This is a genomic window from Streptomyces sennicomposti (genome assembly GCF_019890635.1).
Lineage (GTDB): Bacteria > Actinomycetota > Actinomycetes > Streptomycetales > Streptomycetaceae > Streptomyces > Streptomyces sennicomposti.
Window position 1 is genome coordinate 186,259 of sequence record NZ_JAIOAB010000003.1, and the last position, 22,552, is coordinate 208,810.

Genomic DNA, 22,552 nt, shown 5'->3' on the forward strand with positions numbered 1-22,552 from the left:
CGGTCGCCGAAAGGCGTCCACCCGCCGGTCGCCCAAGGGCGTCCACCCGCCGGTCGCCGAAGGCCGGCCGCTCGCCACCACGAGCGGCCGGCCTTCGGCGCGTCCGGGCCCGGCGGGGCGATCACGATATTGATCGTCCCGTTGTCAGTGCGGCCCGGTACGCTCGAAAGCACGATGACAGAGGATCTCTCACCGGCCGAGCGGTACGCGGCAGCGCGCAGACGAGCTGCCGAGCAGGCCACCGCGCTCGCGGGCTTCCGCGAGCTGTACGACTTCGGCCTCGACCCCTTCCAGATCGAGGCCTGCCAGGCCCTCGAGGAGGGCAAGGGCGTGCTGGTCGCCGCGCCCACCGGCTCCGGCAAGACGATCGTGGGCGAGTTCGCCGTCCACCTCGCCCTCCAGCAGGGCCGCAAGTGCTTCTACACGACGCCCATCAAGGCGCTGTCCAACCAGAAGTACTCCGACCTGTGCCGCCGCTACGGCAGCGGCAAGGTCGGCCTGCTCACCGGCGACAACAGCCTCAACTCCGACGCCCCCGTGGTCGTGATGACCACCGAGGTGCTGCGGAACATGCTGTACGCCGGCTCCCAGACCCTGCGCGGCCTCGGCTATGTGGTGATGGACGAGGTGCACTACCTCTCCGACCGCTTCCGCGGCGCGGTCTGGGAGGAAGTGATCATCCACCTGCCCGAGTCGGTGACGCTGGTGTCGCTGTCGGCGACCGTGTCCAACGCCGAGGAGTTCGGCGACTGGCTGGACACCGTCCGCGGCGACACCCAGGTGATCGTCTCCGAGCACCGGCCGGTGCCGCTGTTCCAGCACGTGCTGGCCGGGCGGCGGATGTACGACCTGTTCGAGGAGGGCGAGGGCCACAAGAAGGCCGTCAACCCCGACCTCACGCGGATGGCCCGCATGGAGGCCAGCCGCCCCTCCTACCAGGACCGCAGACGCGGCCGGGCCATGCGCGAGGCGGACCGCGAGCGCGAGCGCCGCCAGCGCTCCCGGATCTGGACGCCCAGCCGTCCCGAGGTCATCGAGCGGCTGGACGCCGAGGGCCTGCTGCCCGCGATCACCTTCATCTTCAGCCGCGCCGCCTGCGAGGCCGCCGTCCAGCAGTGCCTGTACGCGGGCCTCAGGCTCAACGACGAGGAGGCGCGCGACGAGGTGCGCGCCCTGGTCGAGGAGCGCACCGCCGCCATCCCGCGCGAGGACCTGCACGTCCTCGGCTACTACGAGTGGCTGGAAGGCCTGGAGCGCGGCATCGCCGCCCACCACGCGGGCATGCTCCCGACCTTCAAGGAGGTCGTCGAGGAGCTGTTCGTGCGCGGCCTGGTCAAGGCGGTCTTCGCCACCGAGACCCTCGCCCTCGGCATCAACATGCCCGCCCGCTCGGTCGTGCTGGAAAAGCTCGTCAAGTGGAACGGCGAGCAGCACGCCGACATCACCCCCGGCGAGTACACGCAGCTCACCGGCCGGGCCGGCCGCCGCGGCATCGACGTGGAGGGCCACGCGGTGGTGCTGTGGCAGCGCGGCATGAACCCCGACCACCTGGCGGGACTGGCGGGCACCCGCACCTATCCGCTGCGCTCCAGCTTCAAGCCGTCGTACAACATGGCGGTCAACCTGGTCGAGCAGTTCGGGCGGCACCGCTCGCGCGAGCTGCTGGAGACCTCCTTCGCCCAGTTCCAGGCCGACAAGTCGGTGGTCGGGATCTCCCGGCAGGTGCAGCGCAACGAGGAGGGCCTGGCCGGCTACAAGGAGTCGATGACCTGCCACCTCGGCGACTTCGGCGAGTACATGCGGCTGCGCCGGGAGCTGAAGGACCGCGAGACCGAGCTGGCCCGCCAGGGCGCCGCGCAGCGCCGCGCCGAGGCCGCCGTCGCCCTGGAGAAGCTCAAGCCGGGCGACGTCATCCACGTCCCCACCGGCAAGTACGCGGGCCTGGCCCTGGTCCTCGACCCCGGGCTGCCGGCCGGCCGGTCCAACGGCCACCGGGGCCTGGAGCACGTGGACGGCCCGCGCCCGCTGGTGCTGACCGCCGAGCGGCAGGTCAAGCGGCTCGCGTCGATCGACTTCCCGGTGCCCGTCGAGCCGCTGGAGCGGATGCGCATCCCCAAGTCGTTCAACCCGCGCTCCCCGCAGTCCCGCCGTGACCTGGCCTCCGCGCTGCGCACCAAGGCCGGCCACATCCCGCCGGAGCGGGCCCGCAAGCGGCGCTCGCAGGCGGCCGACGACCGGGAGATCGCCCGGCTGCGCACCGCCCTGCGCGCCCACCCGTGCCACGGCTGCGACGACCGCGAGGACCACGCCCGCTGGGCCGAGCGCTACCACCGGCTGCAGCGCGACACCAGGCAGCTGGAGCACCGCATCGAGGGACGTACGAACACCATCGCGCGCACCTTCGACCGCATCGTCGCGCTGCTCACCGAACTCGACTACCTGCGCGGCGACGAGGTGACCGAGCACGGCAAGCGGCTCGCCCGCCTCTACGGCGAACTAGACCTGCTCGCCAGCGAATGCCTGCGCGAGCGCGTCTGGGAGGGCCTGGGCCCGGCCGAACTCGCCGCCTGCGTCTCCGCGCTGGTCTACGAGGCCCGGGTCAGCGACGACGCCATGGCGCCCAAGGTGCCCTCCGGCAAGGCGAAGGCCGCGCTGGGCGAGACGGTGCGCATCTGGGGGCGGCTGGACGCGCTGGAGGAGGAGTTCCGGATCAGCCAGACCGAGGGCGTCGGCCAGCGCGAGCCGGACCTCGGGTTCGCCTGGGCCGCCTACGAATGGGCGTCCGGCAAGGGGCTCGACGAGGTGCTGCGCGAGGCGGAGATGCCGGCCGGCGACTTCGTGCGCTGGTGCAAGCAGGTCATCGACGTCCTGGGGCAGATTTCGGCGGCGGCGCCCACGGAGAACTCGACCGTGGCGAAGAACGCCCGCAAGGCGGTCGACGGACTGCTGCGCGGGGTGGTCGCCTACTCGTCGGTGGGCTGACACCCGCCGGACACCGGCAGCGGGGCGTGACCGTACGGCTGAGGCCGTGAGGTCACGCCCCGCCTCGTTTTTTCACCCGCTCCGGTGAGCCGGATTCGTACGCCCGTACGCTGTCACCCTACGTATTCGAACGGAATCGGTGCGTGTAAATCACCAGAGCGTACTCCTCGGGCGCCCCGGGTTTCAGGTGCTTGCCGAATATGACACGGCGATGATCCGGTCGGACTAGGCTCGCCCGCAGCGCACCGAGTTGAGGTGTATTCGTGCGCTTGTTCGCAGATATCCCGAGCATCCCGAAGATTCCGACTGTCCCATGACCTACCCCACCGGAAGCTGCCCCGAACCCCAGCCGATTCGTCTCAGAGGCCTTACATGGTGAGTGTTCAACCGCCCCCCGGCGGCCGCGAACTTCCCTACGCGCGCGTGCTGTTGCTGCCGACCGTACTGATGGCGGCGGCCTCCGGGGCCGCCGTCGCCCTGGTGACGGCCCCCGCCCGGGTCGCCGTCGGCTGCTGCGGCGCCGTCGCCACCCTGCTCGTGCTCGCCACCGCCGCCGAAGCCGTGCGCCGCGGCCGCGTCATCCGCAGGCAGCAGGCCGAGCACGAGCAGCGGACCACCTACCTGGAACGCCGCCTGGCCGGACACGACGAGGAGATCGCCTACCTCGCCGACGAGATCCTGCCCGCCACGGTCGAGTACCTGCGCAACGGACACACCCCCCGGGAGGTGTTCCGCGACCTCATCGACGGCGACCCCGAGTGGCACCGGCTGCCCGACTCGCAGCGCGCCGTGGTCCGCATGATCCTCGGGATCGTGGACCACGAGGAGAACATGCGGGACTCCACGCAGCGCTCCTTCGTCAGCATCGCCCGCCGCGTCCAGGCCATCGTCCACCAACAGGCCTCGGAACTACGGGAGATGGAGGAGGACCACGGCCGCAGCCCCGAGGTCTTCGACGACCTGCTGCGCATCGACCACGGCACCGCGCTGATCGGCCGCCTCGCCGACTCCGTCTCCGTCCTCGGCGGCGGCCGGCCCGGCCGCCAGTGGCCCAACCCGGTCACCCTCTACAGCGTGCTGCGCGGCGCCATGTCCCGGATCCTCGAGTACCGGCGCATCGAACTGCACTCCATCGCCAAGGTCAACATCAAGGGCACCGACGTCGAGCCGGTCATCCACGCCGCCGCCGAACTCCTCGACAACGCCACCCGCTACTCCCCGCCGCACACCAAGGTGCACGTCACCGCCATCGAGGTGCAGAGCGGCGTCGCCATCGAGATCGAGGACGGCGGCGTCAGCCTCAACGAGGAGTCCCGCGCCCGCATCGAGAAGATGCTGGAGGAGGCCAAGGCCGGCATCGACCTCCAGGAGATCGGCGAGGAACCCCGCCTCGGCCTCGCCGTCGTCGGCCGGCTGTGCACCGCGTACAACATGCAGGTCTCGCTGCGCTCCTCCGCCTACGGCGGCGTCCGCGCCGTCCTGGTGGTGCCCAGCGACATGATGACCACCGACCCCGCGCCCGGCCTCGCCCACGGCATCGGCGCCACCTCCATCCCGCTGCCCGGCGCGGACGCCCTGGAGGGCCCCAAGCGCGCCCCCAAGAAGCGCCGCCCCACCAGCCCGCGCATCCCCGCCTCGGTGTCGATGGAGGACGACGTCCCCGTCGTCACCGAGTGGACCGAGAACGGCCTGCCGCAGCGCCGCAGCAAGGTCACCGTCCCGCTCAGCCAGCGCATCGCCGAGCAGATCGCCGCCGACCGCGCCGAGCAGGAGGCCCAGGCGCAGGGCCGGTCCCTGTGGACCCGGCCCGAACCCGAACCCGCCGAGAACGAACCCGAACCCGGTCTGTGGGTCGAAGCCTTCTGGGACGGCCTGAAGAAGGACAACCCGGGCCCCGACCCGACCGCGTTCACCCAGAACCCGACCGCCTACATGCACCTGATCGAGAAGCCGGCCCGCGCCGAGGCCGACGACGAGGGGGACCGCAAGTGATCCAGCAGCGAGCCAACTTCGACTGGATGCTCAAGGAACTGGACGACGGCGTACCGGGCATCGAGATGATCGTCGTGCTGTCGGCCGACGGCCTGCGCATCGCCCGCTACGGCGGCGACCCCGACGCCGCCGACCGGGTCGCCGCCGCCTGCGCCGGACTCCAGAGCCTCGCGACCGCCGTCGCCGGCGAGATCCCGGGCAGCGACGGCCGGATGAAGCTGGTCGTCATCGAGATCAACGGCGGCTACTTCTACCTGATGTCCGCCGGCGCCAACGCCTACCTCGCCGTGCTCGCCGACATCCGCACCGAACCCGGCATGATGAGCGCCCGCATGCGCGACCTCGTGGTCCGCATTGGCGCCCATCTGACCAGCCCGCCCCGCCGCAACGGGCAGACCGTATGACGCCTCCGCGGCGCCAGAGGCGCACCCCCGCCCCCGCACCCGAACCCCCGCCGCCCGAACCGGCCGAAGGGGGCCGGGAGAAGAACCCCGAGCGGCTGTACGTCGTCGCCGGCCCGGGCGAGGACGGCGCCCGCGCCGCCGTCGACCTGGTGACGCTGATCGTGGCCCGCGCCGAACCGCCCCCGTCCGCCAGCCCCGAACAGGCGGCACTGCTCAGGCTGTGCTCCGCCCCGCTGTCCGCGGCCGAACTCTCGGCCTACCTCAACCTGCCGTTCAGCGCGATCACGGTCCTGATCACCGAACTGCTGACGGCCGAACTGGTACAGGCGCGCGCCCCCATCGTCCGCCAGGCGGTGCCCGACCGTTCCCTCCTCGAAGCGGTGATGCATGGACTTCAACGGCTCTGACACCCTGCCCGGCCCCCGGACCGAGGACCAGCTGCCGCACACGGCCCAGGCCGCGGCGAAGATCGTCATCGTCGGCGGCTTCGGGGTCGGCAAGACCACGATGGTCGGCTCGGTCAGCGAGATCAGGCCGCTGACCACCGAGGAGACCATGACCCAGGCCGGCATCGGCATCGACGACAACTACGGCTCCGAGTCCAAGACGGCCACCACCGTGGCGATGGACTTCGGCCGCATCAGCATCACCGACCAACTGGTGCTCTACCTCTTCGGCACCCCCGGCCAGCAGCGCTTCTGGTTCCTGTGGAACGGCCTGTTCGAAGGCGCGCTCGGCGCGGTCGTCCTGGTCGACACCCGCCGCCTGGAGGTGAGCTTCGACGTCATGGGCCGGCTGGAGGAGCGCGGCGTGCCCTTCGTCGTCGCCATCAACTCCTTCCCGGACGCGCCCCGTTACCCCATCGCCGAACTGCGCCGGGCGCTCGACCTCTCGGCGGACATCCCGATGGTCGAGTGCGACGTACGGCGCCGCGCCTCCAGCCGGGACGTCCTGCTGACCCTGGTGCGCTTCCTGCACTCGCTGGCCCTGACCGGCTCGGCCGGCTGAGCCCCACGCCCGCTTCCCCCCTTTTTTCGCCCCGAAAGCGACCGCCGTGACGCCTGAACCCCACTCCCTGACCGGTCCGGACGACCTCACCGCCGCACCGCCCCCGGGCTGCCCCGCGCACGCCGTCGGGCCCGGGGGCCTGCACCGGCTCCACGAGGTGCGGGACCTGCGCGCGCTGTACCGCCGGCTCCGCGAGGAGCACGGCCCGGTGGCGCCCGTGCTGCTCCACGACGACGTACCGATCTGGGTGGTCCTCGGCCACGCGGAGAACCTGCACATGGTGCGCACGCCCTCGCAGTTCACCCGCGACAGCCGGATCTGGACCCCGCTCACCGACGGCCGGGTCAAACCCGACCACCCCCTCATGCCGCACTTCGCCTGGCAGCCGGTCTGCTCCTACGCCGAGGGCGAGGAGCACAAGCGGCTGCGCGGCGCGGTCACCAGCGCCGTGGCGACCATCGACCACCGCAGTCTGCGCCGCCACATCGGCCGCGCCACCCAGCGGCTGGTCAACCGGTTCTGCGAGACGGGCCACGCCGACCTCGTCGACCAGTTCGCCGAGCATCTGCCGATGGCGGTGATGTGCCAGGTCCTCGGCATGCCCGAGGAGTACAACGACCGGATCGTGCAGGCCGCCCGGGACATGCTCAAGGGCACCGAGACCGCGATCGCCAGCAACGCGTACATCATGGACTGCCTCAGCCGGCTCACCGCGCGCCGCCGGGCCGAGCCCACGGACGACTTCACCAGCCATCTCATCGCCCACCCGGCCGGTCTGACCGACGACGAGGTCGGCGCCCATCTGCGGGTCGTGCTCATCGCCTCCTACGAGGCCACCGCCAACCTGCTGGCCAATACCATCCGCCGGGTGCTCACCGACCCCGGCTTCCGCGCCCAGCTCAACGGCGGCCAGATGACCGTGCCGCAGGCGGTGGAGCAGTCCCTGTGGGACGAGCCGCCGTTCAGCACCATCCTCGGCTACTTCGCCAAGGAGGACACCGAACTCGGCGGCCGGCGCATCCGGCGCGGCGACGGGCTGCTGCTCGGCATCGCCCCCGCCAACGTCGATCCCCGGGTGCGGCCCGATCTCTCCGCCGACATGCAGGGCAACCGCTCCCACCTTGCCTTCAGCGGCGGGCCGCACGAGTGCCCCGGCCAGGACATCGGCCGGGCCATCGCCGACGTCGGCGTGGACAAGCTGCTGATGCGGCTGCCGGACATCCAGCTCGACTGCCCCGAGGAGGAGCTGCGCTGGACGGAGTCGATCGCCTCGCAGCACCTGGTGGAACTGCCGGTGCGGTTCACGCCGCGCCCGCAGCAGGACGTGAAGTCGCAGCCGAGCCACACGCCGATGCCGATCCCGCAGGCCCGCGCCCCCTGGGACATCAGCACGCTGCGCGATCCCGCGCCGTCCGCCGACCCGTCGCCCGCCAAGGCCCACGGCACGCCGGCCGGTACGCCCCGCCCGCGCACCACGGCCGCACCGCGCACCCTCCTGGAGGAGCCGCCGCCGCCCGTACGGGAGACCGTTCTCGGGACGGACACGGCCGGCCGCCCGGACCGCGCGGCGAGCGTCTGGCAGCGGTTCCTGCGCTGGTGGCGGGGTGAGTGACGGCTGAGACCGGGACCCGGCCGGGCGGCGACCCGCGCCTACGACGCGCTCACGGCCCGGCCGGGCCGGGTACCCGCGTCCGCGGCGCGTCTCACCGTCCGGTCGGCCAGGTCTCCGGGGCGGACCAGGCCTGGAGGGTCCGGCCGCTGCGGAAGCGGTGTTCCGCCCCCGTGACCGGGTCGGTGAACTCCAGTGCTCGTGCGAGCAGTTGGAGGGGGCGGCTGAAGTCGCCGGGCGGGCCGTCGGGGGTCACCGCCGGGTAGAGCGGGTCGCCGAGGATCGGCACGCCGAGCGCGTTCATGTGCACCCGCAGCTGATGGGTCTGCCCCGTGCGGGGAGTGAGCCGGTAGCGGGCCGGACCGCCCGACCGGCGCCCGACCAGCTCCACGTCCGTGACCGCGTTCGGCTCGCCCGGCACCTCCTCGGCGGTGAGCACCCCGCGCTCCTTCACGATCCGGCTGCGCACCGTGCGCGGCAGCGCGAGGTCCGGGTCGTACGGGGCGACGGCCTCGTACTCCTTGCGCACCCGCCGGTCGCGGAAGAGCGTCTGGTACGCGCCGCGCTCCTCGGGCCGCACCGTGAACAGCACCAGTCCGGCGGTGAGCCGGTCCAGGCGGTGCGCCGCGCCGAGCGTGGGGAGGTCCAGCTCGCGGCGGAGCCGGGCCAGCGCGGTCTCGGTGACGTGCGAGCCGCGCGGGGTGGTTGCCAGGAAGTGCGGCTTGTCCACGACGACGATGTGCTCGTCGCGGTGGACCACCACCAGCGGGAACGGCACCGGCGTCTCGGCGGGCAGCTCGCGGTGGAACCAGACGAACATCCCGGGCTCGTACGGCGCGTCGGGCGGCACCGCCCGTCCGTCGGCCGCGACGATCCGCCCGGCCGCGAACATCTCCTCGACCACGCCGGGCGCCGCCCCCGACAGCCGCTCCACCAGATGCCCCCGCACGGTGGCCCACGCCCCCTCGGCGGGCAGCCGCACCCGCACCGGGTCCACCCCGTGACGCTGGGGCAGGGGAGCGGGCGGAACACGGGTACGGCGTCTCATCCGCCGAAGCCTACGAGCCGGCACGCGCCCGGGGAAAACCACTGGCCCGCCGCGCCGGTCCCCGCCGGGTGGCTGACGGGCGCCGGAGGTCCGGGCGAGTACCGGAGGCCCGGGCGGCTGGCGGACGGCCCGCTGGGTACGGGGGCCGGGCGACGGCGGGCGGCCGAGGGGCGAGGTGAGTGACGGGCACCGGGCGAGCCGGGCGGCCGAGTACCGAGCCGAGCGAGGGGCATCCGGGCGAGCCGGGCACCGGCGCGAGCCGAGCGGCCGAGGGGCGGGCCGAGCGACGGGCACCGGGGCGGGCCGAGCGGCGGGCATCCCGGGCGAGCCGAGCGGCCGAGTACCGAGCCGAGCGAGGGGCACCCGGGCGGCCGAGGGGCGGGCCGAGGGGCGGGCACCGGGGCGGGCCGAGCGACGGGCATCCGGGCGGGCCGGGCGGCCGAGGGGCGGCCGGGCAGGCGGAAGGGGCGGCTCCCGACACGGGGGCCGCCCCTTCGCTCACGTCTCACGCGGCCGGGGCCGTGCCCTCCTGCTCGGCCTCGATACGGGCGTTCCACTCCCGCTTGGCCGCCTGCCAGCCGTCCTCGTTGTGGCCCAGGCGCCAGTAGCCGGAGATCGACAGGTCCTCGCGCGGGACGCCCCGCTCGACCCGCAGCAGTCGCCGCAGCTCCTTCACGAAGCCGGCCTCGCCGTGCACGAACGCCTGGAGTCGGCCCTCGGGCCAGCGCAGCGCGCGTACCGCCTCCACCAGCGCCTCGCCGATCGGGCGGTCGCCGCGGTGCAGCCAGACCACCGGCACGTCGGAGTCGATCTTCTGCTCCTCCTCGGGGCCGGAGACCTCGATGAAGGCGTGCGCGGTGACGCCCTCGGGCATCGCCTCCAGGGAGCGGGCGATGGCCGGCAGGGCGCTCTCGTCACCGGCGAGCAGATGCCAGTCGGCGCTCGGGTCGGGGGCGTAGGCGCCGCCGGGGCCCATGAAGCGCACCGTCTCGCCCGGTCCGGCCAGCGCGGCCCACGGGCCGGCCAGGCCCTCGTCGCCGTGCACCACGAAGTCGAGGGTCATCTCGTGCAGCTCCGGGTCCCAGGCGCGCACGGTGTAGGTGCGGGTGACCGGCCACTGCTCGCGGGGGAACTCCGCGCGGATGCGCTCCATGTCGAAGGGCTCGGGGTAGGTGACGCCCTCGGCCGGGAACAGCAGCTTCACATAGTGGTCGGTGTACGTGTCGGCCGAGAACTCGGCCAGTGACTCGCCCCCGAGCACCACGCGCTGCATGTGCGGGGTCAGCCGCTCGGTACGGACGACCTGCGCGGTGTGCGCCCTCCGCGGCTTGCGCGCCGGACGTTCTGCCATGACGGCCTCCCAGTCTCCATGCTTAGGCTTACCTAAGTTAGCACCTTCCCGCCGCCGTCACCGCCGTCCTTGGACGCCTCTTGACCTTGTGTCGGAAAACCCCTCCGAACACGCGCGCCGGCGGTCCTCACGCCGCCAGCGTGGTCAGCAGCCGCTGCAGGGAGCCGCCGAGCCCCCAGCGGGCCGCCAGCTCCCGCAGCGCGTCCGCGTCGCGAGGCGCGCGCGGCAGCGCGGTCGCGACCTCGGGCAGGGGCACGTCGGCCGCCACGCGGACCACCTTCGGCGCCACCGCGAGGTACGGCCGCGCCTCGTCGAGCCGCTTGCGCTGCGCCGGCGTCAGCTTCGCCTTCGGGTCGTCCACGGCCGCCAGGATGCCGGCCAGGTCGCCGAACTCGGCGAGCAGCTTGGCCGCCGTCTTCTCGCCGACGCCGGGCACGCCCGGCAGTCCGTCGCTGGGGTCGCCGCGCAGCAGCGCCAGATCCGCGTACCCCTTGCCGTCGACGCCATACTTCTCGCGCAGCACCGCCTCGTCGGTGGTCTGCAGGGTGCCCACGCCCTTGACCGGGTACAGCACGCGCACCCCGCGCGCGTCGTCCACCAGCTGGTACAGGTCCCGGTCGCCGGTGACGATGTCCACCGGGCCGTCCGCCCGCGCGGTGAAGGTGCCGATCACGTCGTCCGCCTCGTACCCCGCGACGCCCACGCGGGCGATGCCGATGGCGTCCAGGACCGCCTCGATCACCGGGACCTGCGGGGAGAGGGTGTCCGGCACCTCTTCCTCGTCCGGGCCGCCCGGGTGCTCCTCGGCGACGCGGTGCGCCTTGTAGGAGGGGATCAGCTCCACCCGCCAGTGCGGCCGCCAGTCCGCGTCCATGCAGGCCACCAGCCGGTCGGGCCGGTGGTCCTTGACCAGGCGGTCGATGAAGTCGAGCAGTCCGCGCACGGCGTTCACCGGGGTGCCGTCCGGGGCCCGGACCGAGTCCGGGACGCCGAAGTAGGCGCGGAAGTAGAGGGATGCGGTGTCGAGGAGCATCAGTCGTCCGGTCACACCCCGATCATGCCGTACGGCGCCGACAGTCCCCGGAAGCGGTGTGAGGCGGGACACTTTTTTGTTTGGCCTGCGGCGGTCTGGGCAGGCGCGCGCCCGAGCCAGAAGTAGTTGCGTTATTCAACTGTTACCTGTTTCCCGGCTCTGTCCCTGTCCCCGACGACGTGAGGTGCGCGTGACATCCAGGCTTGAGGCCGAACACCTGTACAAAGTGTTCGGCAGACGACCCGACAAGGCGGTGGACAAGCTCCGGCAGGGCGCCGACCGCAAGGAACTGCGCGCCGACGGGGCCACCGCCGCGGTGATCGACGCCTCCTTCACGGTGGCCCCCGGCGAGATCTTCGTCGTGATGGGCCTGTCCGGCTCCGGCAAGTCCACCCTGCTGCGCATGCTGAACGGACTGCTGGAACCCACTGCGGGCCAGGTCCGCTACGACGGCCAGGACCTCACCGCGCTCAGCGACCGCGAGCTGCGCGAGGTCCGCTCCAAAAAGATCAGCATGGTCTTCCAGCACTTCGCGCTCTTCCCGCACCGCAGCGTCCGCGAGAACGCCGCCTACGGCCTGGAAGTGCAGGGCGTGCCCCGCGCCGAGCGCGGACGCCGCGCCGACGAGGCGCTCGCCCTGTGCGGCCTGGCCGGCTGGGAGGACTCCTGGCCCGACGAGCTGTCCGGCGGCATGCAGCAGCGCGTCGGTCTCGCCCGCGCCCTGGCCACCGACGCCGACCTGCTGCTGATGGACGAGTCCTTCAGCGCCCTGGACCCGCTGATCCGCCGCGACATGCAGGACCAGCTGCTCCAGCTCCAGAAGACCCTGAAGAAGACCATCGTGTTCATCACCCACGACCTCAACGAGGCCATGCGCCTGGGCGACCGCATCGCCGTCATGCGCGACGGCCGGATCGTGCAGACCGGCACCGCCGAGGACATCCTGCTGCGCCCCGCCGACGACTACGTCGCCTCCTTCACCCAGGACGTCGACCGCTCCCGCGTGCTGACCGCCGAGTCCGTCATGGACCGCGACGTACGCGGCGACGAGGCCGACTGCGGCTGCGAGACGGCCGCCCCGGACACCCCGTTCACCGAACTGTGCGCGATCAGCGCCCGCGTGTCCCACCCCGTCGCCGTCCTGGACGAGCACCACGCCCTGGTCGGCGTCGTCCCGCGCCAGCACCTGATCGGCTTCCTCGGCGACGAGAGCGCCGACGCCCCCGAGCCCTGCGACACCCCGCGGGCCAAGGGCGGCGAGAAGGCGGTGGCCCGTGCCTAGGATCCCTCTCGGCGACTGGGTCAACTCCGCGGTCGACTGGCTGCTCGACCACATGGCCTGGCTCTTCGACTTCTTCAAGACCGTCTTCACCGGCGCCTACGACGGCATCAACACCGTCCTCCAGGCGCCCGAGCCGCTGCTGCTCGCGGGCATCTTCGCCGTGCTCGCCTGGTGGCTGCGCGGCTCCCTCGCCGGCGTCCTCACCTTCGCGGGCTTCGCGTTCATCGACTCCATGGAACTGTGGCCGGACGCGATGGTGACCCTGTCACTGGTCCTGGTCGCCACCCTGATCGCGCTGGTGGTCTCGGTGCCGGTCGGCATCTGGGCGGCGCGCTCGGACCGGGTCGGCGCCGTGGTGCGCCCGGTCCTGGACTTCATGCAGACGCTGCCCGCGATGATCTACCTCATCCCGGCCATCCTCTTCTTCGGCACCGGCGCCTCCGCCGGCATCGTCGCCACCCTGATCTTCGCCCTCGCCCCCGGCGTGCGCATGACCGAGCTGGGCATCCGGCAGGTCGACAAGGAGCTGGTCGAGGCCGCCGAGGCGTTCGGCACCAACCCGCGCGACACGCTGCTGCGCGTCCAGCTGCCGCTGGCCCTGCCCACGGTGATGGCCGGCGTCAACCAGGTGATCATGCTCGGTCTGTCCATGGCCGCCATCGCCGGCATGGTCGGCACCGGCGGCCTCGGCGGCGACGTCAACGAGGCCATCGGCCAGCTCAACGTGGGCCTCGGCTCCGAGGCCGGCGTCGCCATCGTGATCCTCGCGATCTACCTCGACCGGATGACCGGCGCGCTCGGCACCCAGGTCTCCCCGCTCGGCCGGCGCGCCGCCGCCCGGGCCCGCGCCGCCGGCGGTCTGAAGATCTGGTCCTACCGGCCGCGCCCGCAGATCGCCGTGATCGGCGTGGTCGTCCTCGCCCTCGTCGCCGGCGGCATGGGCGTCTTCGGCTCCGGCTCCGGCTCCGCCACGGCGGGCGGCGGCACGGACGTCGGCAAGGGCAAGAAGATCACCCTGGGCTACATCCCCTGGGACGAGGGCGTCGCCTCCACCTTCCTGTGGAAGGAGATCCTCGAACAGCGCGGCTACCAGGTGGAGGCCCGGCAGTTCGACGCCGGACCGCTCTACACCTCCCTCGCGCAGGGCAGCGTCGACTTCGAGACCGACTCCTGGCTGCCCACCACCCACGCGCAGTACTGGAAGAAGTACGGCAAGCAGCTGGAGGACCTCGGCTCCTGGTACGGCCCCACCTCGCTGGAGCTGAGCGTCCCGGCGTACATGAAGGACGTCGACAGCCTCGACGACCTCAAGGGCAAGGCGGCCGAGTTCGGCGGGAAGATCACCGGCATCGAGTCCAGCGCCGGCGAGATGGGCCTGCTCAAGAGCAAGGTCCTCAAGGAGTACGGCCTGGACAAGGAGTACAAGGTCGTCGACAGCTCCACGCCCGCGATGCTCGCCGAGCTGAAGCGCGCCTACAGCAAGAAGGAGCCGGTCGTCGTCACGCTCTGGTCCCCGCACTGGGCGTACAGCGACTACCAGCTCAAGAAGCTGAAGGACCCCAAGGGCGCCTGGGGCGCGGGCGACGGCGTGCACACCCTGGCCCGCAAGGGCTTCACGGCCGACAACCCGGTCGTCGGCTCCTGGCTGAAGAACTTCAAGCTCGGCGAGAAGCAGCTCACCGGCCTGGAGGCCGCGATCAACAAGGCCGGCAAGGGCCGCCAGCAGGACGCCGTGCGCACCTGGCTGAAGTCCGATCCCGGTCTGGTCGACAAGCTCGCCCCGGTGCCCGGCGGCTCCGGCGCCAAGCCGGCCGAGGCCGGGCGGGCGCTGAACGTCGCCTGGTTCCCCTGGGACGAGGACATCGCCGTCACCCACCTGTGGAAGACCGTCCTGGAGCGCCGCGGCTACAAGCTGAACCTCAAGCAGATGGACGTCGGCCCCGTCTACACCGGCCTCGCCGGCGGCGACATCGACCTCAACTTCGACGCCTGGCTGCCGTACGCGCAGAAGAACTACTGGGACAAGAGCAAGGACAGACTCAAGGACCTCGGCACCTGGTACCAGCCGACCTCCCTGGAGATCGCCGTGCCGTCCTACGTCAAGGACGTGAAGTCCCTGGCGGACCTCAAGGGCAAGTCCTCCCTGTTCGGCGGGAAGATCATCGGCATCGAGCCGGGCACCGGCGAGATGGACCTGCTCAAGAAGAAGGTCCTGCCCGGCTACGGCCTGGACAAGGAGTACAAGGTCGTCGACGGCTCCACGCCCGCGATGCTGGCCGAGCTGAAGCGCGCCTACGCCAAGAAGCAGCCCGTGGCCGTCGTGCTGTGGTCGCCGCACTGGGCCTACAGCCGCTACGACCTCACCAAGCTGGCCGACGGCAAGAAGCTCTTCGGCGTCGGCAACACCGTGCGCACCATCTCCAGCCTGAAGTTCCCCGAGCAGTACCCGCAGCTCACGAAGTGGATCAAGAACTTCCGGATGAGCGAGGCCGAACTCGGCAGCCTGGAGAGCGAGATCAACCAGCACGGCCAGGGCCACGAGGACCAGGCGGTCGACGCCTGGCTGGGGCAGCACCCCGACGTGGAACGGCGGATGACCGCCGCCTGAGCACACCGCCGTGCACCGCCCGAGGGGCGGGCCTCCCGGAGACGGGCGGGCCCGCCCCTCGGGCGTGCGCGGGACGGCGGCGCGAATCGGCCAACCACGGAGAGCGACCCTCACACCCCGGCCTTCGGCCGTCCGGCGGGCCGCGCCACGGCCGCGGCGCCGATCGGGTGACGCCGACCGCCGAGGACGCCGCCGGCCCGGCCGGCACACCCGCCCCGCCCCCGCCACCGAGCCCCCGGCGCACCTCCGCGAAGCCCGTGCCCACTGGCGCGAACCATGAGGTCCTCACTACGGCATCCTTACGGCAATGCGAAGCCCGCGTGAAACGGTTTGCCGAACATGCGTAGGGTGCAGAGAAGTCATCAGGAGACGTGCGCCCGCGAGCGGTCCCGCACCGGAGCGGACCGACGAGCGAAGGAGGGAGCCGCAGCGATGGGCGACAACAAAGAGCAGCCCCTCCGCGTGGGCGCCGCAGTACGGCGGCGACGGCGCGCGCTGGACCTCACCCTCGCCGTCGTGGCCCAGCGCAGCGGCCTGTCGGTGCCCTTCCTGAGCCAGGTCGAGAACGACCGGGCCCGGCCCAGCCGCGGCTCGCTGGAGAAGGTCGCCGACGCGCTGCGCACCACCGCCGTCGAACTGCTGGCGGCGGCCGACCCGGCGTGCAGCGTCGACGTGGTGCGCGGCGAGGCCGCCGAGCCGGCCCCCGAGCCCCGGGTGCGCTCCCTGGTGCGCGGCCACCACCAGCTGCACGCCTCCGAGTTCACCGGCGGCCACGAGGCCGGCCGCGAGTTCCAGCACCGCAACGACGAGCTGATGTACGTCGCCGACGGCGCCGTGGAGATCGAGGCGGAGGGCCGCGCCTACCGGCTGGCGCGCGGCGACACCATGTACCTCACCGGCGGGGTCCGCCACCGCTGGCGGGCGACCGTCCCGGACACCCGGGTGATCGTCGTCGCGGTGGCCGAGCACATCGAGGCGGTGCAGGACCGGACGCGCTGATGCGGGTCGTCTCCCTGGTGCCCTCGCTCACCGAGGCGATCGCCGTGACGGCGCCCGGCGTGCTCGTCGGCGCGACGGACTGGTGCTGCCGCCCGGCCGGCCTCGACGTCGTCCGGATCGGCGGCACCAAGAACCCCCGGATCGAGCGGATCGCCGCCCTGGCCCCCGATCTGGTGGTCGCCAACGAGGAGGAGAACCGCCCCGCCGACCTCGACGCCCTGCGCGCCGCCGGGCTCGAGGTGCTGGTCACCGAGGTGCGCGGCGTGCCCCAGGCATTCCCGGAACTGACGCGGGTGCTGGCCGCGTGCGGGGCGGCGGACCGGCCGCGCTGGCTGGACGAGGCGGAGGCCGCCTGGTCCGCGCCGCCGGCGCTCGCCCCCCGGAACGCCGTGGTGCCGATCTGGCGGCGGCCGTGGATGGTCCTCGGCCGGGACACCTTCGCCGGCGACGTGCTGGCCCGCCTCGGCGTCGAGCACCGCTACGCCCACCACCCCGAGCGCTACCCCCGCATACCCGTGGAGGAGCTGCGGGCGGCCGCGCCGGACCTCGTGGTCCTGCCCGACGAGCCCTACCGCTTCACCGCCGACGACGGCCCCGAGGCCTTCCCCGGTCTGCCCTGCGCGCTGGTCAGCGGACGGCACCTGACGTGGTACGGGCCCTCGCTGGCCGAGGCTCCGCGGGTGCTGGGCGAGGCGCTGCGAGCAGCGCTCCGCTGACCAGCCCGCGCGCGGTGTGCACGGCCGCCGCGGCCCACGCGACGACCAGGACGGCGTACAGGGCGACCGCCAGGCCCTCGTACACGGCGAGGTGGGTGTGCCGGGCCAGCGCGGAGGCCCCCGTCACGCAGGTGCCCACCGGGAACGTGAAGGACCACCACGTCATCGCGAACCCCATGCCCCGCCGGCCGGCCCGCACCACCTGCGCCGCGGCGAAGGCGAACCACAGCACCGCGAAGCCCATCACCGGGACCCCGTAGAGCACGGCGAACGCGGTGAAGGCGGAGCCGTAGGGGGCCGGCAGGGCGCCGGGGGCCGCGTCGGCGAACGCCCCGGCGGCGGTGGTGGACTGGCCGAGCGGGCCGAGCACCAGGAACAGCGTCGGGGTGAGCGCGAGCGGCAGCGGCCCGGCGATCAAGAGCCGCCCCAGCACCAGCGGCAGCAGGGCCAGCGTCGCCAGCAGGCTCAGCCCGAACATCGCCACGCACCCCAGCAGCAGCGTCTGCCGCGCCTGCCCGGCCGGGAGATGCGCGACGAGGGCGGGCCCGAGGGCCGCGGAGACCATCGGCGCCACCACCGGCAGCAGCCACACCGGCGTCGCCTGGTGCGGCTCGATCCGGTGGTGCACGGCCATCAGATACGGCACCGCCACCGCCGCCACCAGGCCCACGGCCGTGCCCGCCGTGAACAGCACGGTATCCAGGGCGAGCGCGGGCGAGGCGCCGATCCAGTCCCGGCCCACCGACAGCGCGCCGCCGCCCACCGCCAGCAGCGCCATGGCCAGACAGCCGTAGAACGGGGCCGCCGCCGGGTCCAGGAGATGGGCGCGGGCCTGGTCGCGGTGGTGGACCCAGTGCAGGGCGCGGGCGGCCAGCAGCACCGCGAGCAGGGCGAGCGACAGGCACCAGACGGCCGTGCACACGGTGCGCAGCCCCGGCACGTGCACCGGCAGCGCACCGCCCGCCGAGCCGACGGCGGCGGTGCCCATGACGGAGCCGTACCAGTTGGGGCCCAGATGCCGCACGGCCGGGAAGCGGGGCCGGGCCGGGGCCCGGAGGGACGGGGAATGTACTGCGGTGACCATGAGTCCAGGCTGTCGCGGGGCCGCGTCCCCCACCAGGGGCTTTGTCTCTATCAGGGCATAAGCTGGATTTATGGGCGGGCTGAGGAGGACACCACGGACGGCGGCGGACGACGGCGCGGAACGTACGGAACGGCAGGTCCCGGCGGCGCTGGCGCACCGCGTGCCGGACCTCGGCGCGCTGGAACTCCTGCTCGCCGTGGCCCGGCTGGGCAGTCTCGGCGGCGCGGCCCGCGAACTCGGCATCACCCAGCCCGCCGCCAGCAGCCGCATCCGCTCCATGGAACGGCAGCTCGGCCTGGCCCTGGTGGACCGCTCGCCGCGCGGATCGCGGCTCACCGACGCGGGCGCGCTGGTGACGGACTGGGCCCGGCGGGTCGTGGAGGCCGCGGAGGCCTTCGACGCGGGGACGCAGGCGCTGCGCGACCGCCGCGACTCGCGGCTGCGGGTCGCCGCCAGCATGACCATCGCCGAGTACCTGCTGCCCGGCTGGCTGATCGCGCTGAGGGGGCATCGGCCGGACACGGCGGTGTCGCTGCTCGCCGGGAACTCCGCGACCGTCGCCGAGCGGCTGCTCGCCGGCGAGGCCGACCTCGGGTTCGTGGAAGGCGTGTCGGTGCCGGCCGGCCTCGACTCCGTGGTGATCGCCCACGACCGCCTGATCGTGGTCGCCGCCCCCGCCCACCCCTGGGCCCGCCGCAGGCGGCCCCTGGACGCGGCCGAGCTGGCCGCCACACCGCTGATCCTGCGCGAGAAGGGCTCCGGCACCCGCCAGGTCCTGGACGCCGCGCTCGGCGGCCTGGCCCGCCCGCTGATCGAACTGTCCTCCACCACGGCCGTGAAGGCCGCCGCGGTGAGCGGGGCGGGCCCCGCGGTGCTCAGCGAACTCGCCGTGGGCGACGAGCTGACGCTGCGCCGCCTGGTCACCGTCCCGGTCGAGGGCGTCGCCCTGCGCCGCGCCCTGCGCGCCGTCTGGCCGGCCGGCCACCGCCCGGCGGGCCCGGCCCGCGAACTGCTGTCGCTGACGCGGTCGGGCGGCGGGTGAGACGAGGCGCTTCTGAGGGCAGGGGCCGCCTCCCAGGGGCAGGGCCCGCCTCCCGCGTCCAGGGGCCGCCTCCCAGGGGCAGGGGTTGGCTCCTGGGGCTTCTTAGGGGACGGCAGGGGCGGGCTCCCGAGGGGGAGGACCTAGAGGAACGTGTGTCCCTCGCCCCGGTACGTCGGCACGGACGCCGTCACCCGGTCGTCCTCGACCAGGTGCAGCGTGTCGAACCGCTCGCACAGCTCGCCCGCCTTGGCGTGCCGGAACCACACCTTGTCCCCGATCAGCAGATCGTCGGCCGGCGAGCCCAGCAGCGGCGTCTGCACCTCGCCCGCCCCCTCCTGCGGGTCGTAGCGCAGCCCCTCGGGCAGATACGGCACCGGCAGCCGGTCCGGGCCGGCCGCACCCGAGGCCGGGTAGCCGCCGCCGAGGACCGTGACGACGCCGACGCCCGGCCGGCGCACCACGGGCTGCGCGAACAGCGCCGCCGGACGGCCCCGGAACGACGTGTAGTTGTCGAACAGGCGCGGCACGTACAGCCCGGAGCCCGCGGCGATCTCGGTGACCGCGTCCTCCCCGGCGGTGTGCTGCACACTGCCCGTGCCGCCGCCGTTGACGAACTCCAGACCCGGCGCCACCGCGCGGACCGCCCGCACCACGGCCGCCCGCCGCTCGGCCAGCTCCCGCCGGGCGGCCGCCTGCATCAGCCGGATCGCCCGCGAGCGCAGCGGCCGTCCGGCCACCGCGTCGCCGACGCCCGCGACATGGCCCTCGTACGCCATGATCCCGACCAGCTCGAACCCCGGCCGTCGCACCACCGTGCGGGCCACCTCGGCGATCTCGGCGGGGGAGTGCAGCGGGGAGCGGCGCGCGCCGACGCGCACCCGGCCGCCGAGCAGCCGCAGCGAGGTGTCCAGCTCCAGACAGACCCGCACCGTCTCGCGTCCGCCCTGGCGCGCGGCGTCGATCAGATCGAGCTGCGCCGGGTCGTCGACCATCACCGTGACGGCGGCGGCCAGTTTCGGGTCGGCGGCGAGTTCGGCGAAACCGGCGCGGTCGGCGGAGGGGTAGGCCAGCAGCACGTCCTCGAACCCGGAGCGGGCCAGCCACAGCGACTCCGCCAGCGTGAACGACATGATGCCCGCGAAACCGTCCCGGGCCAGGACCCGTTCGAGCAGGGCGCGGCAGCGCACGGACTTGCTCGCCACCCGGATCGGCTTGCCGCCGGCCCGGCGGGCGAGGTCGTCGGCGTTGGCGTCGAACGCCTCCAGATCGACGATCGCGACGGGGGCGTCGAGGTGGGCGGTGGCCCGGTCGTACCGGGCCCGGTCGGCGGCACGCGCAGTCATGAGCGAAGCCTGCCAGACAGGATTACCGCAGGGTAGGGGGACGTTCCGGGCAGATGCCCCGGGGTTGCCGTCCGGGTTCCCGCCCACCCGGATTCAGCCCGTAGAGTGACGCGCACGTTCGGCGGAACGACGCGCCGGTCGCGACCGTGGAGTTGAGCCGGGATGGCACTTCGTCCGTACGGGTATGCGTGCCCGGTGACGACGCGTCGGAGCCGGGCGGTGCGACGAGGACGGCCGCGCGTCGGGAAGCGGCCCGGGCACGAGGAAACGGGGGGTGCATGAGCACGGAAGCGCGCCACGCTCCCATACCTCCGCGCCCCTCCGACCCGCCGCCCCCGCCCCCCGCCTCCGCCCGCTTCCCCGACACCCCGCCCCCACGCCCTGCGACCCCGCCCCACTCCCCGCCCCACCCGCCCGCACCCGGCACCGCCGAGGACGACGGGGGACCTGCCGGGGGCGGTGACCCGGCGGCGCGGCCGAGCGCCGCGCCTGCGGCTCCGCCCGGCGGCGCACCGGCCGGTCGGCCGGGTGACGCGACGGCGACGCGGGGCGCGTCGCCGTCGTCGGTGCCGCCCGCCGCCCCGGCGGCACACCGCACGAGCGACCCGACCGTCCGCCCCGGCGGCGCACCCTCGGCACGGCCCGCCGGCCCGGCCACGGCGCGCCGCGCGGGCGGGCCGGTGGCCCGGCCCGGCGGGGTACCGGCGGCTTCGCCCGGTGACGCGACGGCCGCGCGGGCCGCCGCCGCGTCGTCGGCCCCGGCCGCCGACCCGGCGGCAACGCGCCGTGCGGGCGGTTCCGCCGCGCGACCGGGTGCCGCGTCCGCATCCCCGTCCGGCGGCGCGTGGGCCGGGCGGTACGCCGCCACGGCCGGGGACCGGCGCGGCGGTGGTGCCGACGCGCGGCGCGGCGACGCCGGGCGGCCGGTCGAGACCGACCCGGACACGACACGGCTGCGCCCCATCTCCCCGCACCGGTCGCCCGCGCCCACCGCACCGCCCCGGCCCGCCCCGGGCCGGACCGCCGTGGCGTCGCCCGACCCCGCCCTGTCCTGGAGCGCGGCCGCCGCCCCCGGCGCCGTGCTCGACGCGCCGCGGGCGCACTTCGCGTTCGGCGAGCCCGAGGGGTACGACGAGCACGGGCGGGCCCGCGCCCTCGGCGTGCGAGTGGGGCCGCGCACCGCCGCGGTGGCCGCCTGCGTCGTCCTCGGGCTCGGCCTCATCGGCGGCGCCGTGACCGGCAGCTGGCTCACCGGGGGCTCCGGCGACGGCGGCGCGGCCACCGCCTTCGCCACCGCCGGCGGCCTGTGGCACAACGTGCCCGTCGACCAGCTCTTCCCGCCCACCGTCCGGGGCGACGGCGCGGGCCCCGGCGGCGCGGACCGCACCTGGACCCGTGTCGCCGTCGCCCCGGACGGCGACTGCACGGACGCCTTCGACCCGCAGCTGCGCAAGGCCCTCGCCTCCGTCGGCTGCGCCCGCCTGCTGCGCGCCACCTACACCGACGCCACCCAGAGCTACGTCACCACCGTCGGCCTGCTCTTCACCGAGGCCGACGCCCCCGCCATGACCTCGCTCGCCGCCCGCTTCAAGAGCGAGGGCCTCGCCCGCCGCACCGACCTCATGCCCCGCCCGTACGCCGCCAAGGGCACCGTCGCCGAGCACTTCGGCGACAGACAGCGCGCGTCCTGGACCGTCTCCGTGCTCACCGAGGCCCCGGTGGTCGTCTACGCCGTCTCCGGCTGGGCCGACGGCCGCACCGTGGACGCCCCCGAGCCCGCCGCCGACGCGATGCGCGCCGGAGCCACCACCGCGCCCGCGCAGGCCGGCCTCGGCCACGAGGCGCAGGGCCTGGCGGACCGCATCGAACGAGGCTTCCGCAAGACCGCCGCCCCGGCCATGGAGAAGCCCTCGTGACAGCCGCCCCCACCAGCACCGGCCCCAGCAGCACCGGCCCCAGCAGCACCGGCCCCACCAGCACCGCCACCACCGGCCATGGCCCCGCCAAGACCGGCCCCACCGGCCATGGCCCCGCCGGACCCGCTCCCACCA

17 protein-coding genes are annotated in these 22,552 nt (G+C 73.9%); 12 read left to right on the top strand and 5 right to left on the bottom strand.

The window, feature by feature from the left end; translation table 11 throughout:
- Positions 1-129: 129 nt before the first annotated feature.
- The 6 genes from K7787_RS02950 to K7787_RS02975 all read left to right on the top strand — a co-directional run bounded on the left by K7787_RS02950 (position 130) and on the right by K7787_RS02975 (position 7,998).
- On the top strand, positions 130-2,982 hold the full coding sequence (locus K7787_RS02950; protein ID WP_164393927.1) for a DEAD/DEAH box helicase: 2,853 nt from the start codon (positions 130-132) through the stop codon (positions 2,980-2,982).
- A gap of 372 nt (positions 2,983-3,354) precedes the next feature.
- The gene (locus K7787_RS02955) at positions 3,355-4,974 is read left to right on the top strand and encodes a sensor histidine kinase (protein ID WP_199791299.1); all 1,620 of its coding nucleotides are present in this window, start codon (positions 3,355-3,357) and stop codon (positions 4,972-4,974) included.
- Positions 4,971-5,378, top strand: coding sequence for a roadblock/LC7 domain-containing protein (locus tag K7787_RS02960; RefSeq protein ID WP_009187722.1), 408 nt, complete (start codon positions 4,971-4,973; stop codon positions 5,376-5,378). Before K7787_RS02955 ends, K7787_RS02960 begins: the two co-directional genes overlap by 4 nt.
- A complete protein-coding gene (locus tag K7787_RS02965; RefSeq protein ID WP_009187721.1) occupies positions 5,375-5,785 on the top strand; it encodes a DUF742 domain-containing protein in 411 nt (136 codons plus the stop codon). Before K7787_RS02960 ends, K7787_RS02965 begins: the two co-directional genes overlap by 4 nt.
- A complete protein-coding gene (locus K7787_RS02970) occupies positions 5,766-6,386 on the top strand; it encodes a GTP-binding protein (protein ID WP_009187720.1) in 621 nt (206 codons plus the stop codon). The genes K7787_RS02965 and K7787_RS02970 overlap by 20 nt, the downstream gene beginning before the upstream one ends.
- Positions 6,387-6,432: 46 nt before the next feature.
- Positions 6,433-7,998: a cytochrome P450 gene (locus K7787_RS02975; protein WP_223000396.1), complete on the top strand. Its 1,566-nt coding sequence runs from the start codon at positions 6,433-6,435 to the stop codon at positions 7,996-7,998.
- Positions 7,999-8,089: 91 nt separating this feature from the next.
- Here K7787_RS02975 and K7787_RS02980 read toward each other — a convergent pair whose 3' ends face one another.
- The 3 genes from K7787_RS02980 to K7787_RS02990 all read right to left on the bottom strand — a co-directional run bounded on the left by K7787_RS02980 (position 8,090) and on the right by K7787_RS02990 (position 11,427).
- The gene (locus K7787_RS02980; RefSeq protein WP_223000397.1) at positions 8,090-9,043 is read right to left on the bottom strand and encodes an RluA family pseudouridine synthase; all 954 of its coding nucleotides are present in this window, start codon (positions 9,041-9,043) and stop codon (positions 8,090-8,092) included.
- A gap of 505 nt (positions 9,044-9,548) precedes the next feature.
- Entirely contained in the window at positions 9,549-10,394 is an 846-nt protein-coding gene (locus tag K7787_RS02985; protein WP_009187717.1) for a siderophore-interacting protein, read from the bottom strand.
- Between the two features lie 127 nt (positions 10,395-10,521).
- Positions 10,522-11,427 carry a 5'-3' exonuclease gene (locus K7787_RS02990; protein ID WP_223000422.1) on the bottom strand — a complete coding sequence of 302 codons (906 nt, stop codon included), beginning with the start codon at positions 11,425-11,427 and terminating at the stop codon, positions 10,522-10,524.
- Positions 11,428-11,617: 190 nt separating this feature from the next.
- Here K7787_RS02990 and K7787_RS02995 point away from each other — a divergent pair, with 190 nt between their 5' ends.
- The 4 genes from K7787_RS02995 (at position 11,618) to K7787_RS03010 (ending at position 17,032) form a co-directional block, all read left to right on the top strand.
- On the top strand, positions 11,618-12,709 hold the full coding sequence (locus tag K7787_RS02995) for a quaternary amine ABC transporter ATP-binding protein (RefSeq protein ID WP_164389173.1): 1,092 nt from the start codon (positions 11,618-11,620) through the stop codon (positions 12,707-12,709).
- Positions 12,702-15,317, top strand: a complete 2,616-nt coding sequence (locus tag K7787_RS03000; RefSeq protein WP_223000398.1) for an ABC transporter permease/substrate binding protein — start codon at positions 12,702-12,704, stop codon at positions 15,315-15,317. The genes K7787_RS02995 and K7787_RS03000 overlap by 8 nt, the downstream gene beginning before the upstream one ends.
- A gap of 432 nt (positions 15,318-15,749) precedes the next feature.
- A complete protein-coding gene (locus tag K7787_RS03005; protein ID WP_019986120.1) occupies positions 15,750-16,316 on the top strand; it encodes a helix-turn-helix domain-containing protein in 567 nt (188 codons plus the stop codon).
- Complete coding sequence (locus tag K7787_RS03010) at positions 16,316-17,032, top strand: helical backbone metal receptor (RefSeq protein WP_223000399.1); 717 nt, start codon at positions 16,316-16,318, stop codon at positions 17,030-17,032. Before K7787_RS03005 ends, K7787_RS03010 begins: the two co-directional genes overlap by 1 nt.
- Here the strand turns inward: K7787_RS03010 and K7787_RS03015 are convergent.
- Positions 16,944-18,116 carry a TDT family transporter gene (locus K7787_RS03015; protein ID WP_223000400.1) on the bottom strand — a complete coding sequence of 391 codons (1,173 nt, stop codon included), beginning with the start codon at positions 18,114-18,116 and terminating at the stop codon, positions 16,944-16,946. The two genes, K7787_RS03010 and K7787_RS03015, sit on opposite strands and share 89 nt — an antisense overlap.
- A 70-nt stretch (positions 18,117-18,186) precedes the next feature.
- On the opposite strand from K7787_RS03015, the gene K7787_RS03020 reads away from it, so the two are divergent.
- Complete coding sequence (locus K7787_RS03020; protein WP_019986117.1) at positions 18,187-19,158, top strand: LysR family transcriptional regulator; 972 nt, start codon at positions 18,187-18,189, stop codon at positions 19,156-19,158.
- Positions 19,159-19,298: 140 nt separating this feature from the next.
- Here K7787_RS03020 and K7787_RS03025 read toward each other — a convergent pair whose 3' ends face one another.
- Complete coding sequence (locus K7787_RS03025) at positions 19,299-20,501, bottom strand: amino acid deaminase/aldolase (RefSeq protein WP_223000401.1); 1,203 nt, start codon at positions 20,499-20,501, stop codon at positions 19,299-19,301.
- A gap of 1,046 nt (positions 20,502-21,547) precedes the next feature.
- On the opposite strand from K7787_RS03025, the gene K7787_RS03030 reads away from it, so the two are divergent.
- Positions 21,548-22,417, top strand: a complete 870-nt coding sequence (locus K7787_RS03030) for a hypothetical protein (RefSeq protein WP_247720510.1) — start codon at positions 21,548-21,550, stop codon at positions 22,415-22,417.
- Positions 22,418-22,552 lie beyond the last annotated feature (135 nt).

Excerpts from the sequence above, each read along its gene's own strand:
- K7787_RS02955 (WP_199791299.1), top strand. The coding sequence starts at position 3,355 with ATGGTGAGTGTTCAACCGCCCCCCGGCGGCCGCGAACTTCCCTACGCG.
- K7787_RS02965 (WP_009187721.1), top strand. The coding sequence starts at position 5,375 with ATGACGCCTCCGCGGCGCCAGAGGCGCACCCCCGCCCCCGCACCCGAA.
- K7787_RS02970 (WP_009187720.1), top strand. The coding sequence starts at position 5,766 with ATGGACTTCAACGGCTCTGACACCCTGCCCGGCCCCCGGACCGAGGAC.
- K7787_RS02980 (WP_223000397.1), bottom strand. The coding sequence starts at position 9,043 with ATGAGACGCCGTACCCGTGTTCCGCCCGCTCCCCTGCCCCAGCGTCAC.
- K7787_RS02985 (WP_009187717.1), bottom strand. The coding sequence starts at position 10,394 with ATGGCAGAACGTCCGGCGCGCAAGCCGCGGAGGGCGCACACCGCGCAG.
- K7787_RS02990 (WP_223000422.1), bottom strand. The coding sequence starts at position 11,427 with ATGCTCCTCGACACCGCATCCCTCTACTTCCGCGCCTACTTCGGCGTC.
- K7787_RS03005 (WP_019986120.1), top strand. The coding sequence starts at position 15,750 with ATGGGCGACAACAAAGAGCAGCCCCTCCGCGTGGGCGCCGCAGTACGG.
- K7787_RS03010 (WP_223000399.1), top strand. The coding sequence starts at position 16,316 with ATGCGGGTCGTCTCCCTGGTGCCCTCGCTCACCGAGGCGATCGCCGTG.
- K7787_RS03015 (WP_223000400.1), bottom strand. The coding sequence starts at position 18,116 with ATGGTCACCGCAGTACATTCCCCGTCCCTCCGGGCCCCGGCCCGGCCC.
- K7787_RS03020 (WP_019986117.1), top strand. The coding sequence starts at position 18,187 with ATGGGCGGGCTGAGGAGGACACCACGGACGGCGGCGGACGACGGCGCG.
- K7787_RS03025 (WP_223000401.1), bottom strand. The coding sequence starts at position 20,501 with ATGACTGCGCGTGCCGCCGACCGGGCCCGGTACGACCGGGCCACCGCC.